The organism is Helicobacter sp. MIT 14-3879, from assembly GCF_003364125.1.
Window position 1 is genome coordinate 1 of sequence record NZ_NXLP01000026.1, and the last position, 18,707, is coordinate 18,707.

Annotated in this window: 9 protein-coding genes and 1 pseudogene; all 10 read right to left on the reverse strand. The window is 32.4% G+C overall.

The features are described from left to right. A pseudogene (locus CQA44_RS09105) lies at positions 1-495 on the reverse strand (hypothetical protein); the annotation flags it as partial. A 48-nt stretch (positions 496-543) separates the two neighbouring features. Continuing rightward, positions 544-3,510 (reverse strand): DEAD/DEAH box helicase family protein, encoded by a 2,967-nt coding sequence (locus CQA44_RS09110; RefSeq protein ID WP_115546947.1) that lies wholly within the window; start codon positions 3,508-3,510, stop codon positions 544-546. 54 nt (positions 3,511-3,564) lie between these two features. Next, positions 3,565-3,720 carry a hypothetical protein gene (locus CQA44_RS12620; protein ID WP_181881851.1) on the reverse strand — a complete coding sequence of 52 codons (156 nt, stop codon included), beginning with the start codon at positions 3,718-3,720 and terminating at the stop codon, positions 3,565-3,567. A 331-nt stretch (positions 3,721-4,051) separates the two neighbouring features. After that, positions 4,052-6,943 carry a DEAD/DEAH box helicase family protein gene (locus CQA44_RS09115; RefSeq protein WP_115546948.1) on the reverse strand — a complete coding sequence of 964 codons (2,892 nt, stop codon included), beginning with the start codon at positions 6,941-6,943 and terminating at the stop codon, positions 4,052-4,054. Continuing rightward, positions 6,936-7,943, reverse strand: a complete 1,008-nt coding sequence (locus CQA44_RS09120) for a virulence RhuM family protein (RefSeq protein WP_115546949.1) — start codon at positions 7,941-7,943, stop codon at positions 6,936-6,938. The genes CQA44_RS09115 and CQA44_RS09120 overlap by 8 nt, the downstream gene beginning before the upstream one ends. Beyond that, positions 7,943-8,242, reverse strand: coding sequence for a hypothetical protein (locus CQA44_RS09125; protein ID WP_258864976.1), 300 nt, complete (start codon positions 8,240-8,242; stop codon positions 7,943-7,945). The genes CQA44_RS09120 and CQA44_RS09125 overlap by 1 nt, the downstream gene beginning before the upstream one ends. Next, positions 8,239-10,005 (reverse strand): ATP-binding protein, encoded by a 1,767-nt coding sequence (locus tag CQA44_RS09130; RefSeq protein WP_115546950.1) that lies wholly within the window; start codon positions 10,003-10,005, stop codon positions 8,239-8,241. The genes CQA44_RS09125 and CQA44_RS09130 overlap by 4 nt, the downstream gene beginning before the upstream one ends. A 10-nt stretch (positions 10,006-10,015) precedes the next feature. Next, positions 10,016-13,408 (reverse strand): site-specific DNA-methyltransferase, encoded by a 3,393-nt coding sequence (locus tag CQA44_RS09135; protein WP_115546951.1) that lies wholly within the window; start codon positions 13,406-13,408, stop codon positions 10,016-10,018. Positions 13,409-13,818: 410 nt separating this feature from the next. Continuing rightward, positions 13,819-15,705 (reverse strand): DNA methyltransferase, encoded by a 1,887-nt coding sequence (locus tag CQA44_RS09140; RefSeq protein ID WP_115546952.1) that lies wholly within the window; start codon positions 15,703-15,705, stop codon positions 13,819-13,821. Positions 15,706-15,707: 2 nt separating this feature from the next. Continuing rightward, positions 15,708-18,551, reverse strand: coding sequence for a DEAD/DEAH box helicase (locus CQA44_RS09145; RefSeq protein ID WP_115546953.1), 2,844 nt, complete (start codon positions 18,549-18,551; stop codon positions 15,708-15,710). Positions 18,552-18,707 lie beyond the last annotated feature (156 nt).

An 18,707-nucleotide genomic window follows, 5' to 3' on the forward strand; every position in this document is an offset into this window, starting at 1 on the left:
ATGAGATTCTTCAGCCTTACTTCGCAAGACTTCAGAATGACAAGAAATATTTTTAGAATCCTTAAGAGATACTTCGCTTTGCTTAGAATGACAAGGGGAAGTTGCAGAATGATAAGTAGAGATATTTAAACTTGCAAGAGGATTTAGAATTAAAGAATCTTTTGATTTTAGAGGATTTAGAATCAAAGAATCTTTTGGGTTAGTGTGAAAATATTTAGAAACACTTTGCTTTGGATTTAAGAATAGCTCTTTAGCACAAGGTGTGGAATAAAGGGCATTTGCCAAGCCTTTGCCGCTAAAGGTTAGCTCATAGCCTTGCACATCTGCCCTCTCACTTATGCCTAAAAGTGTTGCAATAGCTTTTAGACTTACTACACCATCAGAATTAATCGTTTGAGGGAAATTACTCTTAAGATTCTCATAAAGTGGATTTTGCTCTTTTTTAGAATCCATAACCTTAAACCCTAGCCTTTTTGCCTCATTTTTATCTATCATCTTTGCTCTCCTTTTAGACTACTTTATTCATTGCTTTTTTGCTCTCAACTACTTCTTTTCATTGCTTTTTTGCATAACCTCTTGCAAGACTTGTAGCAAATTTTGCTTGTTTATGCGGGGGCTAAAAAGCACTTTAATATTTTTATTTTGCATACTCTCTCCTAGTTTTTTAAAAAATACTCTTGCATAATCAATCTTTTTTTGCTCTGGCTCGGGTATATCACTTTCCTTATCATAGCCCTTGCTCTCACAAACAAAAAAGATTTTTTGCCCACTGTCATTTTTTAGCAAATAGGCAAAATCGGGTTCATAGTTCTTATAAGGTGTGGGGATACTAAGCTTTGGAAGTTTGGCAAATACTTCTATTTTGTGATGATTAGAATAGCTATCAATTAAGGTATTGTTGCTCTCAAGGCTTATCTCCTCTTCAATCTTAGAATCGCATACCGCCTTGTCATAGAGATAATGCTCACTTGGGGGATAATCAAAGCCCTGCTTATCTTTGGCAATATATTTACCTAGCTTGTGCCTCTCAATGCTTGGCTTTGGTGTGCCATCTGCAAAATAAAGGATTTGAAATCTCTCATTGCTAAAGGTATTCTGTGAGAAATCATAGCTTACAGATTGAAGTAAATTCTTATGCAATTCCTCTTTGATACAATCTTGCAAAACTTGAAATGCCACTTTGGGTGAGTTGGCAAAGCCTTGCTTATTAAGCTTTGGGTGATTATAAAGTCTAATTAAAAATACTAAGGGTAGCTCCTCACTACTGCGCTTTTGGCTTGCCTTAGCAAACTCAATGAGTAGTTGGGGCAAATTTTTATGCAAAGTAGGCAAATAATCTTTTGTCGCTATGCTCTCTAGCTTTTGTGTGATAATTCTATTATTTTTGCTTTCATAGACTTTTTTCTCATAAAAAATTTGCTCTTTAGGGATAGACTTCGCATTAAAGGAATCTATGATAGATTCTATCAAATGCTCTTCTTTGATATTCTCATAGACAATTTTTGCTTGGGCATTAATGCTCTGCCATAGCTCTTTAAACTCTTTTGCAAGGCTTTGCTTAATGCTTACTTGCTCATTAGATTTATTAGCATTTATTACATATTCGTGCTTATTCTCTCTTGGCTTAAATGCCTCTAATATCTTGGCATAACTCTCGCCTAAAAGCTTTTTGATACTCTCATCTTGTATCTCTTCATAAATTGGAGCGATGATTTTATAAAGGTCATTATCACAATCAAATTCTAAAGCACCCAAATCCTCTAATTTTATCAATAACCTATCAATCTGACGCTCATTTAAACCTAAATGCTTTAAAAACTCTCTATCCAAAATATCGCTACTTAAAGAAAAGCTAGAGTCCTCAATCTCTCTTTGTAAATCCTCAATAAAGCCTCTCTCCTCGCTACTTACAATCATATCAAGATAATTTATATCAAAAAATTCACTATCGTTATAATCCACAAAAGAGTGTGTGATACGCTTCCCCTCGCTATTGACACAAAGCCTTAAGCCTCTGCCTACTTGCTGATGCCTACTTGTATCGCTACTAGAATTTGCTAGTTTGGTAAGTGTGAAGATATTTGGATTATCCCAGCCCTCTTGCAAAGCCCATACACTAAAGATAAATCGCAAAGGGGTGTTAAAAGAAAGTATCTTTTCTTTCTCCTCTAAAATCATTTTAATATCACTTGCTTCGATATTTTCTTTATTGCTTTCTTTTTTCTTTGCCATTTTTAGGCTATCGCCACTAAAATATCCTTGATGAACGCGTAAAACATTATCTTTATCAAAATCCTCTTTTAAATAATCCCTATAATCCTTTGGAAGTTCTTGCTTTAAAACCTCCTCTCGCTTTTGCTTATAGATTCTCTCAAATTCTTGTTTGATAAAAGGCTTTTCACCCCTAAAATCCTCAATATTAGGGATAAAAAATAAGCTTAAAGCCTTAATACCTTTCTTAAATAAAGCTATTTCTTTTTCAAAGTGCAAATCAATGGCTTTTTGCAACAAGGAAGTAATCTCCCTCTCTTGCAAAACATAGCCTTTCTTTGTCTGTATCACCTCGCCATTTTCTAAATACACTTTGTCTTTAGTGATTTTTGTTAGGCAAATGCCCCTAAACTTAGAATCTAAATCTCCTAAATCTTGATTAAGATTAATTCTTTTTTGCTTCTCAACTCCATTAATAAAATAAGAAAAAATCGCATTTCTTTCCTTGCTATTGGCTTTGATAAGATAGGGGCTATCATTGTCTTGAATGATAGTGTGTGTGCGTATTTGCTTCACAAGATAGTGATTAAAAGCACTCATAGAATCAAGGCAATAAATAACATTGCTTAAGCAATATTCTTTTTCTTTTGGGAAAGTCGCACCAAAGCGAAAATACAAGGAGTTAATCTTTGAAAAATACTTATTAAATGCCTCGCCTTTTAGCAAATGAGGCTCATCAATAATGCTAATTGGCTTTAGATTAGCAATGTTTGCAAAGATACTCTCTGTATTAAAAAGCCCCTCGCTGCTCTTATTTAAAATATTACCCTCTTTATCAATGGCACTATTTGTAAGGATTAGCACGGAGAGTTCATCGCTATTTTTAATGTAATGATTGATAATAGCTGATTGGCTCTTTGTGTCGCTATATACATAAGCTTTAAGGTGCTTGTTATATTGGGTATAGAAATAATCTTTTGTGAGTTTGATATTTTGTTTGACAGATTCTAAAATCGCCTTTCTTGGGACAAAAATAATAAATTTATTTTGCTTAAAATTGAAATGAAGTTCAAAGATGAGATTAAGGTAAGTGAAAGTCTTGCCTGTGCCTGTCTCCATAAGAATATCAAGATTAAGCTTATGGCTTAAATTCTTTAAGGGCATAGGGTGCGTGGTATAGAATCTATTTAAACAATTCTTAAGATTTTCTGCATTATGTGCGCTAAAGTCAAAGTCTTCTAACACAGAAATAACATTGCCTATACATTCTTGCTGATAGTCTTGTCTCTCAAAAATCACTCTATTCTCTCCTAGAATTATCTAAAATTTTATTTTACTTTAGTTATCTTTGCTTTACCTTATCTTTAAGGGCATAGTGTGCGTGGTATAGAATCTATTTAAACAATTCTTAAGATTTTCTGCATTATGTGTGCTAAAGTCAAAGTCTTCTAACACAGAAATAACATTGCCTATACATTCTTGCTGATAGTCTTGTCTCTCAAAAATCACTCTATTTTCTCCTAGAATTATCTAAAATTTTATTTTAGTTATCTTTGCTTTACCTTATCTTTAATAGTCTTTGCCTTGTTTTGTTACTTGAATATTATTCAACTCCAAATTTACTCTAGTTATTTTATCTTTAGTTTGTTTTAGTTATTTTGCCTTGTTTTATCTAGTTTTACTCGTTATTTTTACCCTTGTTTTATCTTTATTTTGCTCTAGTTATTTTCACCCTGCCTTTTTTAATACCTTATCAATGCTTTTTGTGCGAAAATCATTTCAATGCTTTAGACTTCGCGTGAATGCTAAAGGGGAAAATTATAAGCAAAAGAGTATTTGATTATTCTTTATAAATCTTTAAGAATACCTCATCGATCGTTGATTTGATATACTTTTCCATACCTTGAGTGGGGTAGTTTCGCTTATTATAATAAAATAAAGATACCTCAATATCTAGTGAGTCAAAGTTTAAAGAATGCTTGCTAAAAATATCTTCAAAACCTTGTATTTTATAGCGAGCATTTGTCTCGTGTTGTAAGCCCTTAGGGTCGATAAAAAGTATTTTATAAGTTTTGCTTTCTTTACACCTTAGCCAAAAGATAAAATCAGGGTAGAATTTTCGATACTCCTGCTTCTCTTCATCAAAATAGGGGATATAAATAGAATCCACATTTTCTACAATCCTGCTAAAGCACCATTCATACTCTTTTAGGGCATTGTCTTTATTTTTTACATACTTTTGTAAATCTTTTAAGAAATCTATTTCACTTGACTCTCTAATTGCATAAACAATCCTATTGTCCTTTTTCTCATCAATTACAAGGGGATTATAATAATGCTCTTGCAAGCTAGAATCTAAAACATATCCATAGACTTCAGCAGTCTTCTTAGCTTGTTGGGATTGTAAAATGGTGTCTATATATTCTTTTTGGACACCTTTAGATTCTAAATCTTCTCTTATGCCTATTATGTCTATACTTTTTGTCAATACGAGTTCTTTAATTCTTTTATTCATTTCTTCCACAATCATAGAATCAAGCGTAGAGCTAAATTTTTCATAATGACAAATTTCATCACTCAAAAGCTCAAATCTCTCAAAAACTTTGCTAGAAGATTGGAAGAAATGATTGAGCGTTTTTAGGGCATTTTTTGCCTCCAAAGTCTTTGTGTTTCCAAAGATTTCAAGCTCTTTTTTCTCGCGTATTTTTAAAAGTATAGAATATCCCAAATCTTTAGCTTGGATATTTTCTAATAATAACAGCACATCTTCATCAAAAGATTCTATATAGTTTTGTAGATTCTCAAAATCTTGTTGTGAGATTCTATAGGTTTTCCTTGTCTCACCAAAATCTTTATATTTAGGCACAAGCAAAGGTTCAAAAGTTTTGCTTTTGACAAACCCATTTAAGGGTTTTGTTTGGATAAAAGCCTCTAACCCCTCTAAAATCCCCTTAATCGCTTCCTTGTTTGATGCCATAATAAAGAGTGTTTCTATACCCAAACTCCCCTTACACAAACTCTCTTTTGTCTGATACTCCAAACTTTGGCAAATCTCAAGCCTTTTTCTCACTCCCCTAAAAGGTTCAATCCTCACGCCTCTACCAATGGTCTGCAAGACATACTTTTTTGCATTTTTGCTGCCGATATTGATAAAACAAATCAAATTCACGCGATTACTATCCCAACCCTCGCTAAAAACTCTGCTTCCCATCATAATTTGTATCGGTGAATCACTCTCATTAATGCTTTGAAAATATCCGCTTGCAATATCTTCGCCACTCTCAATGCCAAGCTCAAGCAAATATTGCTTTTCCCACTCTTTAATACTGCCAATATTTAAAAGTAAAAAGGGCTTGTCCGCATTCTTGCTCTTAAAGCAAAGCTCTTTATTGTTGCCCTTAATCTTACAAGCTTCAATGCTAGAAGTTTGTTTAGCATAAAAGATTTCTTTCCTTAAAGTTTTAGAATCTATTGCCGCTATACATTCTAAAAACTCCTCATCAAAGTTAATGCTTTCAAAATACAAAGCTTGATTTTGGAGTTTTTCAGAGAGGTTTTTTGCAATCTCTGTAATATCTCTATCCAATTTAAGAATGTTCAAAATTGCCTCAAAATAAAGTTTTATTCCTGCATCTTTGGTATTAACCTTATCAGCCACTGCAATAATAAGCGGATTATGATATTGGAGTTTATGCTTTTTAGATTCTGCAAAATCACTAAAGTTTGATAGGATTTTTTGCTTATGTTGCTTAATGGCACAGAGGAGAATAAAACTCTCTAAAATTCTTATGATTTGCTCTTCTTTTTGCTTCTCATTATTGTGGGCATCTTTAAAAGATTTCAAATCACTATCAAGTACAGCGATATTTTTACCATAACCCTCACGATTGAATTTCTCTAAATTATAATTAAAGACACAAGTTTGCAAGTCAAAGCTATCGCTAAAGGTAGCAGAGAAATTAAAGATAAATCCGCTAAAAACCTCATTATTACGATTGACAAAACCCCTAGTAAGCTCTCTAATATAACCCTTTCGCACAGAATCTTTGCTATCGCCCTTATGTGCTTCATCAAGTAAGATATACCACCCCTGCTCATTCAAAAAGTTTTTATAATTTAGTCTCTTATGTTTAGAATCTTTGCCGACATTCTCATTTATATCAAGCAAATCACTGCGTCCCATAAACACGATGTTTTCATCAAAGAGTGAATTGTAAGCTGCTGCATTTTCATAATCCCTTAAGTCTTTAATAGTGATATTTTTATCTTGATAGGCGTTATATTCACCAATATGAGCCTTAAACTGCTCTAAGATTTTATCATTTGGCACAAGGAGCATAATGGGCTTTTTGGGAAGTTCCTTTAACACAAAAAGCTTTTGCAAAAGAGCGATTAGTTTTATCATCACGATACTTTTGCCGCTTCCTGTTGCCATCCAAAAGCTTGCGGTGTTGATGAATTCTTTTTTGATTTTATCTTTAAGCGGAATCTGGCTTTGTGCATCTAAATAGCTTTGATACAATCCCTCGCTATTGTGCATATAAAGCTTTAGGGCTACAATCGCAGTTTTTAGTGCAAATTTTTGATAGTCTTGCAAAGTAATATCATAAGAAAAACTCTTTAAATCAAGATTTGCAAAAAGCGATTCGTAATCTTTTATCTTTGGGGCGACAATATCTTTAAGAAGCAGCTCTTTTTGCGATGAGTTTGTGTTTTGTTTTACTTTAGCCATTTTTACCTTTCAATGCTTTAGTCTTTGTGCGAAAATTCTCATAGGCGATTTCTACTTCTTCTTTAGTTTTTTGTTTATAAAAATTGTATTCTTTGTGTGCTTTTTGCATAGCTTTTTCGTATGAGATACTCCCCGCATTTTGCAAAATCTCTCTTCCGCTAAATTCTAAAAAACTATTGAGTTTATCCAAAGGCTCTTGCATTGTTTTTGTTTCACGATTCAGCGCACTAAGCTCTGCAAATTCAAAATATGCACTAACGATTCTGTTTAAAGTCTCTAGCTCATCTTCTTTGAGATAGTTTTTAGCAATTTCACTTTCTTTTTTGGTGGGCATATTTCCTTTAAAATGACTTAATCCCATATTAGGCTTATTAGAATCTGCCCTTTGATAAATCAGCTCACTTACGGTATGCCCATATACAGAATAATGCAGTTTGTTTTGTATGGTTTTGAATAACTCTTGCGTGATAGCAGAATTTTTATCATAATCAATCGCAGTCGCATAGATTTTTAAGACTTGAGCATAAATCCTTGCTTCACTTGAGAAAATATCTCTAAGTCGCTCAAGCAATTCATCAAAATACCCCTCTTTCTCACCCTTTAGCCTCTCATTATCAAGCACAAAACCCTTAATAAGGTATTCTTTTAAGATTCTACTTGCCCATTGGCGAAATTGTGTTGCTCTTTTGGAATTGACACGATAGCCCACAGAGATAATCATATCGAGATTATAATGCTCTAATTCTCTTGTAACCTCCATATTCCCTTCAGTTTGAACTATTAGGAATTTCCGAATAGTTGGAATTTTTTGTAATTCTTCTTCGTCAAAAATATGTCTGATATGTTCATTAATTGTTGGCACGCTTACATCAAAAAGCTCTGCAATTTGCTTTTGTGTGAGCAAAAGCGTTTCATTTTCTAGTTTTATACTAATAGCAGGAGTATTGGTAGAATCTTGATAAATAATCATTTGATTGGTTGTGGGCTTTTGCTTCTTCATTATCTATCCTTGCATTTGTTTTTAATGGCAATTGTTCGGATTTTCCAAATAACTAAATGGGCTTGTAATTCTCCCTCTTTTAGGATATTTATGATGTATTCCCTGATAGGAGACTTTGAGGTGTCAAAACAAAGTTTCTTTAGAAAACAAAGTTTCTTTAGATGTAATCCCTTTAGGGTAAAAAGTTTGGCGATAGAATCTTGATTGAGATACACGCTCTCACTAAGCTCATAAAGTTCGACTTTGACTTTTTTATCTTGCGTGGTGTAAAGGAGGAGATTGGTTGCATTGACTATCATAGATATTTTCCTCGCAAAATATCTAAAAATAACTGATTTCTATTTTCTGCATCACAAATTAAAGAATTATAATCCATAAAATTAACAATTATATTGTTAGCCTTATTATATTTATAGCAAATGGGGAAATTGGCACTTGTATATGTTTGGTTATAGTCATCATTGATAAGGTCTTTTAAGATGTCGTTATTAAACTTTAAAAAACCATATGCCCAAATTCTTAAGCTTTTTTGTGAATATGTCTCATTAATAGCAGAAGCGTAACTCAAAATCTGACGATTTGCTTTTAGGAAATAATCTCTATTTTCTTCGGGCTTTTTAAATTCTATGAGCAAAATATCGGTAATTTTTTCTTTCTCATAAGTATTGGAAATAATACTAAGTAAATCCGGTCTCTCTCTGTTTTTGTGCAGCTCTGGAAATATATCCTTGATTTGTATATCACTAAAAATTTTATCATAACACATAAACCTATCATCAAATAACCAAACATTATTGCTCTTGTAATCTTGTTTATCATCAAATGTATTCTTAGGCATAAATAGATTATGAACTTTAGCCTCTATATCCCCTTTCTTTACAGATTCTTTTAATTGTTGAATTAATTTATTTCTATCAAATACATATTCGGCTAACTCGGCTTGAGTTACTTTAGTTAATTTAGACTCATAATTTTCTTTTGTTTTGTTACTGCCATTTCTTAGAAAATCTTTATCCTCATCAAATTCCTTTTTTGCATTTTTTAACATATCGTCTATATTTAATTCATTCCTATTTTCAAAATATGCTCCAAGATAGGGGAATGTTTTGATTGATTCTTTCCTATTTTCTTTAATTTTATTTTCTACATCAAAATTATGTTCTTTATAAATTATTTTAAGCTGCTTTTCCAATTCATCATATATTTCATTCCAGCTTAAATCTTGAAATTCGAGTGAATTTTTTTGTTTGGGATAAATTTTTAGTTCATTTCTTTCATCATTGACATTGTTATCAAAATAACCAGATTCTAAAATATAGAATATCTTTAAATCTTTTTCACTTGGTAAATCATATTTTCTATCTTGTTCTAGCTCCGAATTCTTTACCACAACTCTCTTATTTGCAACATAAAATCCCTCATTTTTAAAATCATCTTTTCCAAATAGATATGATAAAGTAAAAGAATAACTCCTAATTTTAAATTCTTTCTTTTCAAAATTTGGCATTTCATTACTTTTGATACTATCTACACATTCACCATTTCTATAAATATCTATTTGAATATTTTTATTTTCTGTTTTAAAGTAAGCCAAAAAATGTTCTATGATTTGCTTCTTAATTTTAGAAAAATCAACAAAACAATTATCTTTTGGATTCAGTAAAATCACTTTCGTTTTGTCATCAGAATCTATTTTTTTGGGTTCTGTCATACCATTACAAGTAAAATCAAATTCTTTATTCTTACTAATAGCTTTGACATTTTTAAAAAGCTTAAGATACATAAATCTTCCAACACCCTTACAACCAAATGATTTTTTATAATTACTGCGATATTCTCCAAAAGACTTCAGATTTTCCTCGTTAAATCCATCGCCATTATCAATTATTTCTATTTTATCTATATAGGGGGTTTTATTTTTTTCAGTTAAACTAGAAGCTATAATTTTAAGCTCAATATGTGTAGCATTTGCTTGTATTGCGTTCATTATGGATTCAAATATCACATTTTCAACTTTGATATTTTTTAATTCTTCTACAACTGCTTTTATATTTACATTCATATTAATTTCCCTACTCCCACCAAATGAGATTTTTAAGTTTTGGATATTTAGCTAGGTCTAGCGAATCTAGGGTGAGAATCTCGCCATTGTCAAACTCGCAAGATTCTATGCCACCAGATAAAAATAATCGCTTAATTTTCCACCCCATAAGGTTGGCTAAAGTGTGAAAAATATCAAAATCTTTGCGAGATTCTGTGTGCATATTAAGGCTCACAATCTCGCCTTTATTGAGTTTGTCAATCAGTTTGCGGGATTTACGATAGTCGATGATTTTCTCTGCCATAGCATAATCTTTGCCTTTGTAAATGCCATTATTTATTGAATCTTTAATTTCTGTATTGAAGCATTCCCCATCTTTTATGGAGGCATACCCATCTTCTTCCCCATCCCTTGCGGAGGGGGAATAAGGAATATCCCCATTCATAAGGGAGGGGGAGTATGAATAAGTAATATTTATATTAGAAAGATTATCATCTTTAGCCAATGCGGAGGTTTGCTTGTTTTCAGCTCCTCCCCTTGCGGAGGGGGTTGGGGAAGAGGAAATATGTTTATGTAGCACATATTCGCAATGGCTCAAAGCCTCTTCATAGGATTCTAATTCATAGTAGCGAAAAGCCCCTCCACCTTTATAGTTACATTCTTTAGAGATTCCACTTTGGAATCCTGCGATGACTTTTTTAAGGCGTGGAATGATGACATCATAAAAATGCTCGCCCATTTCTACACCAAGCCATTTGCGCCCAAGCTTTTGAGCCACTGCTAAGGTCGTGCCACTACCTGCAAAGAAATCAAGCACTAAACTAGCATTTTGAGCAGAAGAAACCCACCCCCTAGCCCCCTCCGCAAGGGAGGGGGAATGAATCTTAGAGGGGAGAAGCCCCTCACCTTGCGGAGGGGTAGCTGCATTACTTGCAATCTCTAAGATTCTTTGCAGGAGTTTTTCGGGTTTTGGAGTATCGAAAATTTCATCTTTAAACATTGCCTTTATCTCTTGTTTGGCTATCTGATTATGTCCAACCTCATCATAACGCCAAAGCGTCTTTGAAACTACACCTTGTTGAACTTCAGATAGAAATTGTTTTATTTGTGGTTTTGAATCATTATTTTTTCCAAAATAAATTCTATTATCCTGCAATAATTTTTCATAATTTTCCTTTGAGGTTTGCCAACAGCTTCCGCTTGGTGGATAAACAACTTTTCCACTTGGTGTAGTAATAGGATAATCATAAGATTTGCTATATGTTTTGACAGAAAAACCGCCCGCTTTCCAATCTCCTCTTGAATCATTGTCGGGGTTACTATATCTCGCATTCATTTCTTCTGTTCTTGGTAATAAAATAGGTTTCCATAAATCTTTATTTTTTGCATAAGAAACAATAAAATCATGATTGTCGCTTAAATACTTTGAATCATTTGAGGGAGAATATTTCTTTTCCCATATCACATTACTTACAAAATTCTCCTCCCCAAATACCTCATCACACAGCAACTTAAGCCTTGCTTGTTCCTTGTCATCAATGCTAATAAATATACTCCCCTTGAGATTAAGCAATTCTCTTGCACATTCAAGGCGATTGTTCATTAGACTTAACCACGAAGAGTGATTGAAAGTATCTGCATAGATAAAGCCATCATTGCCTGTATTATAAGGCGGGTCAATATAAATCAAATCCACTTTGCCTTGATATTTGGGCTTTAGAGTATTCAAAGCTTGAAAATTATCTGATTTAATCAATTCACCATTGAGCAAAGATTCTAAATTATCAAAACTGCTTAGAATCTTGTATTTTGTCTCTTGGCTAAAGTGTTTTGTATCGATAGGAAGATAGAGGTATTTTTGGGATTCTACTTTGTCATATTGAGCGAAGCAAAATACCTCTTGAGATTTTATATTTTGAGATTCTTCACCTGCTAAGGTAGGCTCACAATGACAATTTATGCTTTTGTCATATTGAGGCAAAGCCGAAATATCCCTTTTGTTGTCTTGTTGAGATTCTTCAGCCTTGCTACGCAAGACTTCAGTATGACAAGAATTAGATTCATCAATCATTCCTTGCAAAGCTTCAGAATGACAAAAATCTAAGAAGTTTTGCTTATCAAAAGTTTCATCAATTAGCTTTAATTCTTGCCATTCTGCAATTTGGGATTCAAAGCCTTTATCGTTGATGATAAAATCCATTAAGGTTTGAGGTTTTTGCTCGGAGTGATTAGATGTAGATAATGTAGCAATTCTAGTATCTTGCGTAAGATTTGTAGGTTGTGAAGAAAACTGAAAAGGAGCTAGCTCATCGCTAATAACTGAAGCAGTTTTTTGAAACTCCTGTAAAGATTGCGTAAGAGACGAATTGCCCTCGCTCAAAACCGAATGCTTTAAGAGTATATCTACGCTAAAAACATATTCTACCTTTTTAGCAAACTTTGGCTTTAGCCATATTGCCTTTAGCTCGTTTTCAAAGTCTGCGATAAGACTGATAACTTCATAGGCGATATTCTTAATCCTTTGCAAATGCGCAATGATATGCGGATTCCATTCTTGAATCTCGCTATCTTTATAAAGATAGTTAAACATCCATAAATTAAATTGTTCTTGCAAAAAGGCTTTGGCATTTTTGTGGATAAAAAAGTCGATTTCACTTTGCTTTTTGTAGCTTTTAAAGATTTTTTTGAGGCTTTCCTCGTTATATTTTATTTTGTTTTCTTTGAGGGTTTTGAGGAATTCCTCGCTAAATTCATTGGAATTTTGTTTAAAGACATCACTTAGCTCGTGGGAGAGGTCTTTTTGATTGGTAACCTTGATAATGATTTGGTCGCTAGTTTCTTCAGCTATCTCCTGCAAAGCTTCAGAATGACAAGAGGAAGTTGCAGAATGAAAAGCAGAATCATAAGAGGTAGAATCAAAATGACAAAGAATAGAATCTAGCTTAAAAACTACCTTGTTTTTGCTATTATCTGTGCTCTGGCAGTATTCACTTGCATCAAAGATGACTTCATAACTTTCATTTTCATCACTTAAAGTAAGGCTTTGATAGAGGGTATCGGATTTGACATAGTAGAGATTTTGGGTTTTGTAAAATAGGCTCGTATCTTTGGCGTTGCTATAGACTTTGGCATAGATATTTTTATAGATGGGCGTATCAGTGAAAAAGGGTGTGCCACTTTCATTAAGATAGCTATCAAAAAAGGTAAAAAGCTTGTTGTAAATGTCGTGATTTTCCCAATTTGTAGTGCTTTTAGACTCAATTTGTGAATCCAAATAGCCTTTGATATGAGCGAAATATCGCTCTTTGATTTTAAGCAGATTGCTAAAGCCACTTTTAGCAATATTTCCTTTGTGAAAGTCCTTAATCTTCACTCCTAAGTAGCAATCTTCTAATTTAGAATAAAATGCTTTTTTATAGTTCATAATTTTACCTCGCACATTTTTCCATAAATTTACTCAACTCCTTATTTATTTATTCCAAGTAATCCATAATCTTTTGCTCCCTCAATCAAATAAATAAATTTATCATAAAAACGCTTTTTATAATCCATAATCACACAAGCTCACCCCTACATAAGCAAAACACAAAAGTATTAAATTTATTAAAACTTTTATATGGTGTATTTTAACCTTTATTCTTAAGCTTAAGAGTTTTTAATAAGATTCTATCTTAAAACTTGCTTTTTATTTATCTATTCTGCTTGATACACATACAACGCATAACAACTTTATTCTAAATTCTCTCTAAAACTATATTTCTTAGATTCTTAAGTTTAAATTACAATTTCAGGTTTTCTGCAAACATTTCCACAATTTCTATTATTCTCTTATTATCAATGTTTTAATATCACCACACTCTCATCACCGCAGATATTACGCACTTTAAGTCTTAAGGGCTTTTTGTTTGAGCTTATTTTTCCATTCCAAAATTCTTTTGTTTTCACTCCATTTTTAATAACAAAGGAATTTTTAGTGATTTTTATCTCACTACTACTTTCCCAAACTGCATTTTTATCAGCATTTTTACAATCAAGGCTTACATACTCTATACATTCTAAGCCATTTTCACTTACACTTATTGGTATAAAGGCTTTGCCATTTTTAATACTCTGTGCCACCTTTTTTTCATTATAAGCTTTAATTTTACTTAACACTCTATCGCTTAAAAAACTTGTAATTGTAAGCTCATAAATATCACCATTTCGCTTTAATTCATACTCTGCATAATCTTCATCTATCACCTCATCAAGCAACTCATTTAGAGGTCTTAGCTCTATATCTATGAGTGTGTGAGTGTTTTGTTCTTTGATAAAATTTTGCATCTCTTCTAAATCTTGAATATCTACATAATACACAATGACTTTTTTTACATCAAGCTCTTCATCAAGGGCATTTAAGCCTTTATTAATCAGTTCATTCATTGCTACCATATCAAGCATTTTGCTACTGCTATCAAGCAAATTTGGCACAGATACAGGCACGATTCCAAGCTTAGAATCCATAATGTTACCTATCCAAAATTCCTTATCTAAACTTTCATTCTCACCTAAGCCTTGAATAAGGGTTTTAAGCTTATCCATAGTTTGAGCTGGATTTCTAAATAAGCTTATGCCATCTTTTATCTCTAAAATATCAAATTCTGCATTTAATTCTTTAAGTCTATCTCTTGTTGTCTGAATAGAGTTTATCCCTACATCACAATGGATAAAGCGGCGTTTGAGCTTTTGTGCCACTGCTGCAGTTACCCCGCTCCCTCCAAAGAAATCTGCAACTATCATTTCCTCATTAGAGCTAGCTTTGATGATTCGCTCTAGCAATGCTTCGGGTTTTTGAGTGGCATAATCTGGATTTTGCACGCCTGAAAAATCAAAAATTTCTGTTGGCGTTCCACCATTCATATATGCTTTTCTTTCTGTACCATCTTTATCATAATAAATTTTATATTTTCTGCCGTCTTTATCAACCTTATCATATCGTTTAATAGCCTTTTCGTCATATTCCACCAAACAAGCCGTATAATCAAAATAATATTCATCTATATTTTTAGTGTAGAAAAAAATCATATCGTGTTTGCGTGGATAATTTGTTTTGGTGCTGGTCGGTCCAAAGTATTTCCAAATTAATTGGTTTTGAAAATTCTCCTCTCCAAAAATCTCATCCATTAGAATCTTCACATAATGCCCAATGTGCCAATCTAAATGCACATAAATACTTGCATTCTCGCTCATCACGGATTTTATTGCTGTGAGATTTTCATACATCCAATTGAGATAATCCTCTTTATTCCAAATATCCCCATACATTTTTTCTTCAAAGCCCTTAAAATCCTCTCCCATTTCAATTTCATTTTCTTTTTCTAAAAGCTCAGTTATTTTAGGATTTTTCCTTAAAATTACCTTTTTTGCATAGTCTGCTCCGCTTGCAAAGGGTGGGTCTATATAGACTAAATCTACTTCTATGCCTTGCTCTTTAAGATATGCACAGGCACTTAAGCATTCACCTCTTATTAAAAGGTTTGCGTCCATTTTAGATTCTGTGTTTGTAAGGTTAGGATTGCTATGCACGATTTCTTTGGTTTCTACTTCATAAAGAGGCATTCCACGTTTTAACTTATAGCCTATTTTATCATTGCCACTATATTTTAAGGTGCGTGTGAAGTTATCTAAAAGGGCTTGTCCTTTAATGGGGTCTTTAAAATAAGGGATATATTTTAATGGCATTTTCACTCCTTTAATTCAAAAAATTTTAAGGCTTCATCAATAGCTTCTATAAGCTCATAGCCTTTGTCTCTATCATCTTGCAAATATAAAAAGCCAAACTTTTTATAGCCAAACTCTTCATTGTTAAACTTAATAAATTCATCCATAAACTCTTTTTTAGCCTTAAAACTCTCTGCAAAAGTCTCTCCTTTGGTCTCTACAATCAATATTTTATGAATAATATTTTGTTTTCTTTGTAAAATCAAAAAATCGGGAGTATATTTGCCTAAATTGGTATTTTTGTAAGAAGCTTGGATTTTAAAATCACTCAAAGCATTATCGCCATTATAATAAATCTCCAAATCAAGTTCTTTAAATTTCTGTAACTTTAAAATCTCATTAAAAACTTCTCTTTCATACGCACTATCAGTTTGGTAAGGCAAATAGTGATAGGTTTTGTCTTTGTCATAATGATATTCCTCTAAAAAAGTTTTTGCTCTTTGTTGCATTACTTTTATGGCTTCAAATTGCCCTAAAGATTCAAGTTGCGTGATGATTTTTTGCTCTTCTTTATTTAAAGCTACACCTATTTTACCCTCATCTTCATCTATGATTCTTTGCACTATATCTTGTGTAGGAATAAAAGCAGTAACATTGTCTGCAAAAACGGATGATTTGAATTTTGAAGCGATGAGCAAACTTGCACTTTGAGGGATTAGCTCTTTTTGTATTTGAAGCTCTCTTTTATCGCAAAAAGCTTTTCTAATGCTAGATTCTAAAGCTTTTCTATCAAAATCAGGATTAAAATAAAGCTTGTCATTTTCTTTTAAAGTGATTTTATTAAAAAGTTCTTTTAAGAGATTTTTAAAAGGTTTTAAATCTTGCAAATTCAAAGTATGAAAGCTTTCTTTGATAATTTTATACAACCAAAGATTAAAATATGCTTCTTCTTTGCTTTGCCTTTGTCCTATACTTATGTTTAGCACTTTATTATTCAAGTCTTGTTCTTTGATGATAAGGCTATCTTTTGTGGGCTTGAGAGATTTCAAACATTCACTAGGATTTGTGCTTTTTGTAATGGAATTTGAAAAAATAAGTTTTAATTGATAAAAGTCAATAGGGCTTAAATGAAGTCTTTTTGTCCTATCATATCTTTTTATTTCTATAAGCTTTTTCTCCTCGCCTTTTTGAAACTCTTCTATACTCATTCTTTGCTCTTGGGCTAATTGTTCGGCAAGTTTTTTCGCATTAAATTCATTAAGATAAATCAGGGCTTTTTCATTTTTATACTTTTGCACTTGTCTTAAACACCTACAAGCAGTTTGTAAGACCATATTTTTAGGACAATCTCCCTCTTGAGCTAAAACAACTCCACTTAGAGATTTACAATCCCAACCCTCTTTACCAATTTGCACAAGCAAAATAACTTTGATTTTTGAAAAAGGACTATCAAGATTTTCAAATTCATTTAAAGCATTCTTAGGTTCGGGATAGGACTTATTACCTTTATGGAATTTTAAAATATGGCTAGAATCTAATCTAAAGTCTGCTAAAATCTCACACACCTTAGGATAAATTTGCTCTTCTAAATTCTCTATACTTCCACAATAAATAGCCATTTTAGCATTTAAAGTATTTTCATAAATCTTAGAATCTTTTAAAAATTCTTTTAAGGCTTGCTCTACAATCTCGAGGCGATTTAAAGTATGAGCAGTTTTAAGTACAGGGGTTTTGAGAAAATTTCCTATACCTTTAATAAGTGGATAATAATACACGATATTTGAAATTTCTTTATGTTCAATTTTCACATTATCACCAATAATAATTTTTTCGCTACTTTTAAGATAAGGTGTCCCTGAAAATCCAGCAACCATATTAACAGAACCTTTTTTATTCCACTCATTAACAACCTGTCTTAGTTTGATTTCCTCATTTGTTGCGTGATGCACTTCATCAATAAAAATACCTAAATTTGGAATATTTGTAATAGTATCCCTTAATTCATTTGCGCTACCCCAGATTTGTTCATTTTCTCCACTTAAATCTTGCAAAACATCTTTATCAAGTTTTTCTAAAATTACCTTTTCTGCATTAGTAAGCAAAATCACACCAAACATAGTCTCATAAGGCTGATAAGAAGCGATTTTAGCAACATTGGGATTTTGGATTTTGTTGCTTTTCTTGTTTGTTTTGCTTTGATTTAAAATCTCAAATTTCATCAACTTTTTAAGCTTACTTGCACTAGGTTCAGGCAGAATCCAGCTCACATCAAAATCTTTAATATTTCTAAGACTTGGAATAATAGAACTTTTGAGTCCAGAAGGAGCTAAGATTAAGAAATTATGAGCAAAAGATTTATTATCTGGCTCATTAAGGGCAAAATACAAATCTAAATATATAAAAGCCACCATAAGATAAGTTTTACCCGCACCCATAGGGAGAGAAAAAAGATAATCCGTGTAAGAAACATTATAAAATAGGCTTTTAAAGATTTGCTCATAGTCAATTGCTGCATAATTTTTGTGAATATATTGCTGCAAGTCATTTTTAGGTAAATGTAGGGCAATATCATAAAGACTTAGAGCTGCTTTATTTAATCTAAGATAATCAATAAAAGTATGAGCATTTGCATTTAATTTTTGATAAATCTCAGAAAGACTTAAGGCATTAAAATGACCTTCACAAAAAAGTTGCCATAAAGGCTTGTTTTGACATTTTATTTTAAGATATAAATAGGTTTTAATTGCCTCAATTTGTGCATCACGCAAGGCAGCTTTTTTCTGCATATAAGAAACGATTTCTTTAATATGGCAATCTTTTGAATCAAACCAAGTATCTCGTGCTTTTGTAATTATTGAATAGAACATTTTAGCCCTTTTTATACTGCATTTTTCATATATTATTATAGTATTATTATTCTACAATTCATTTCCTCCCATCTTCTAGCACCCTAACTTCTTTGCTAGATTCTATCTCTAGCACTACATAAGGTAAGCCCTGCTTATTGAGTTCTTCCATAAAGG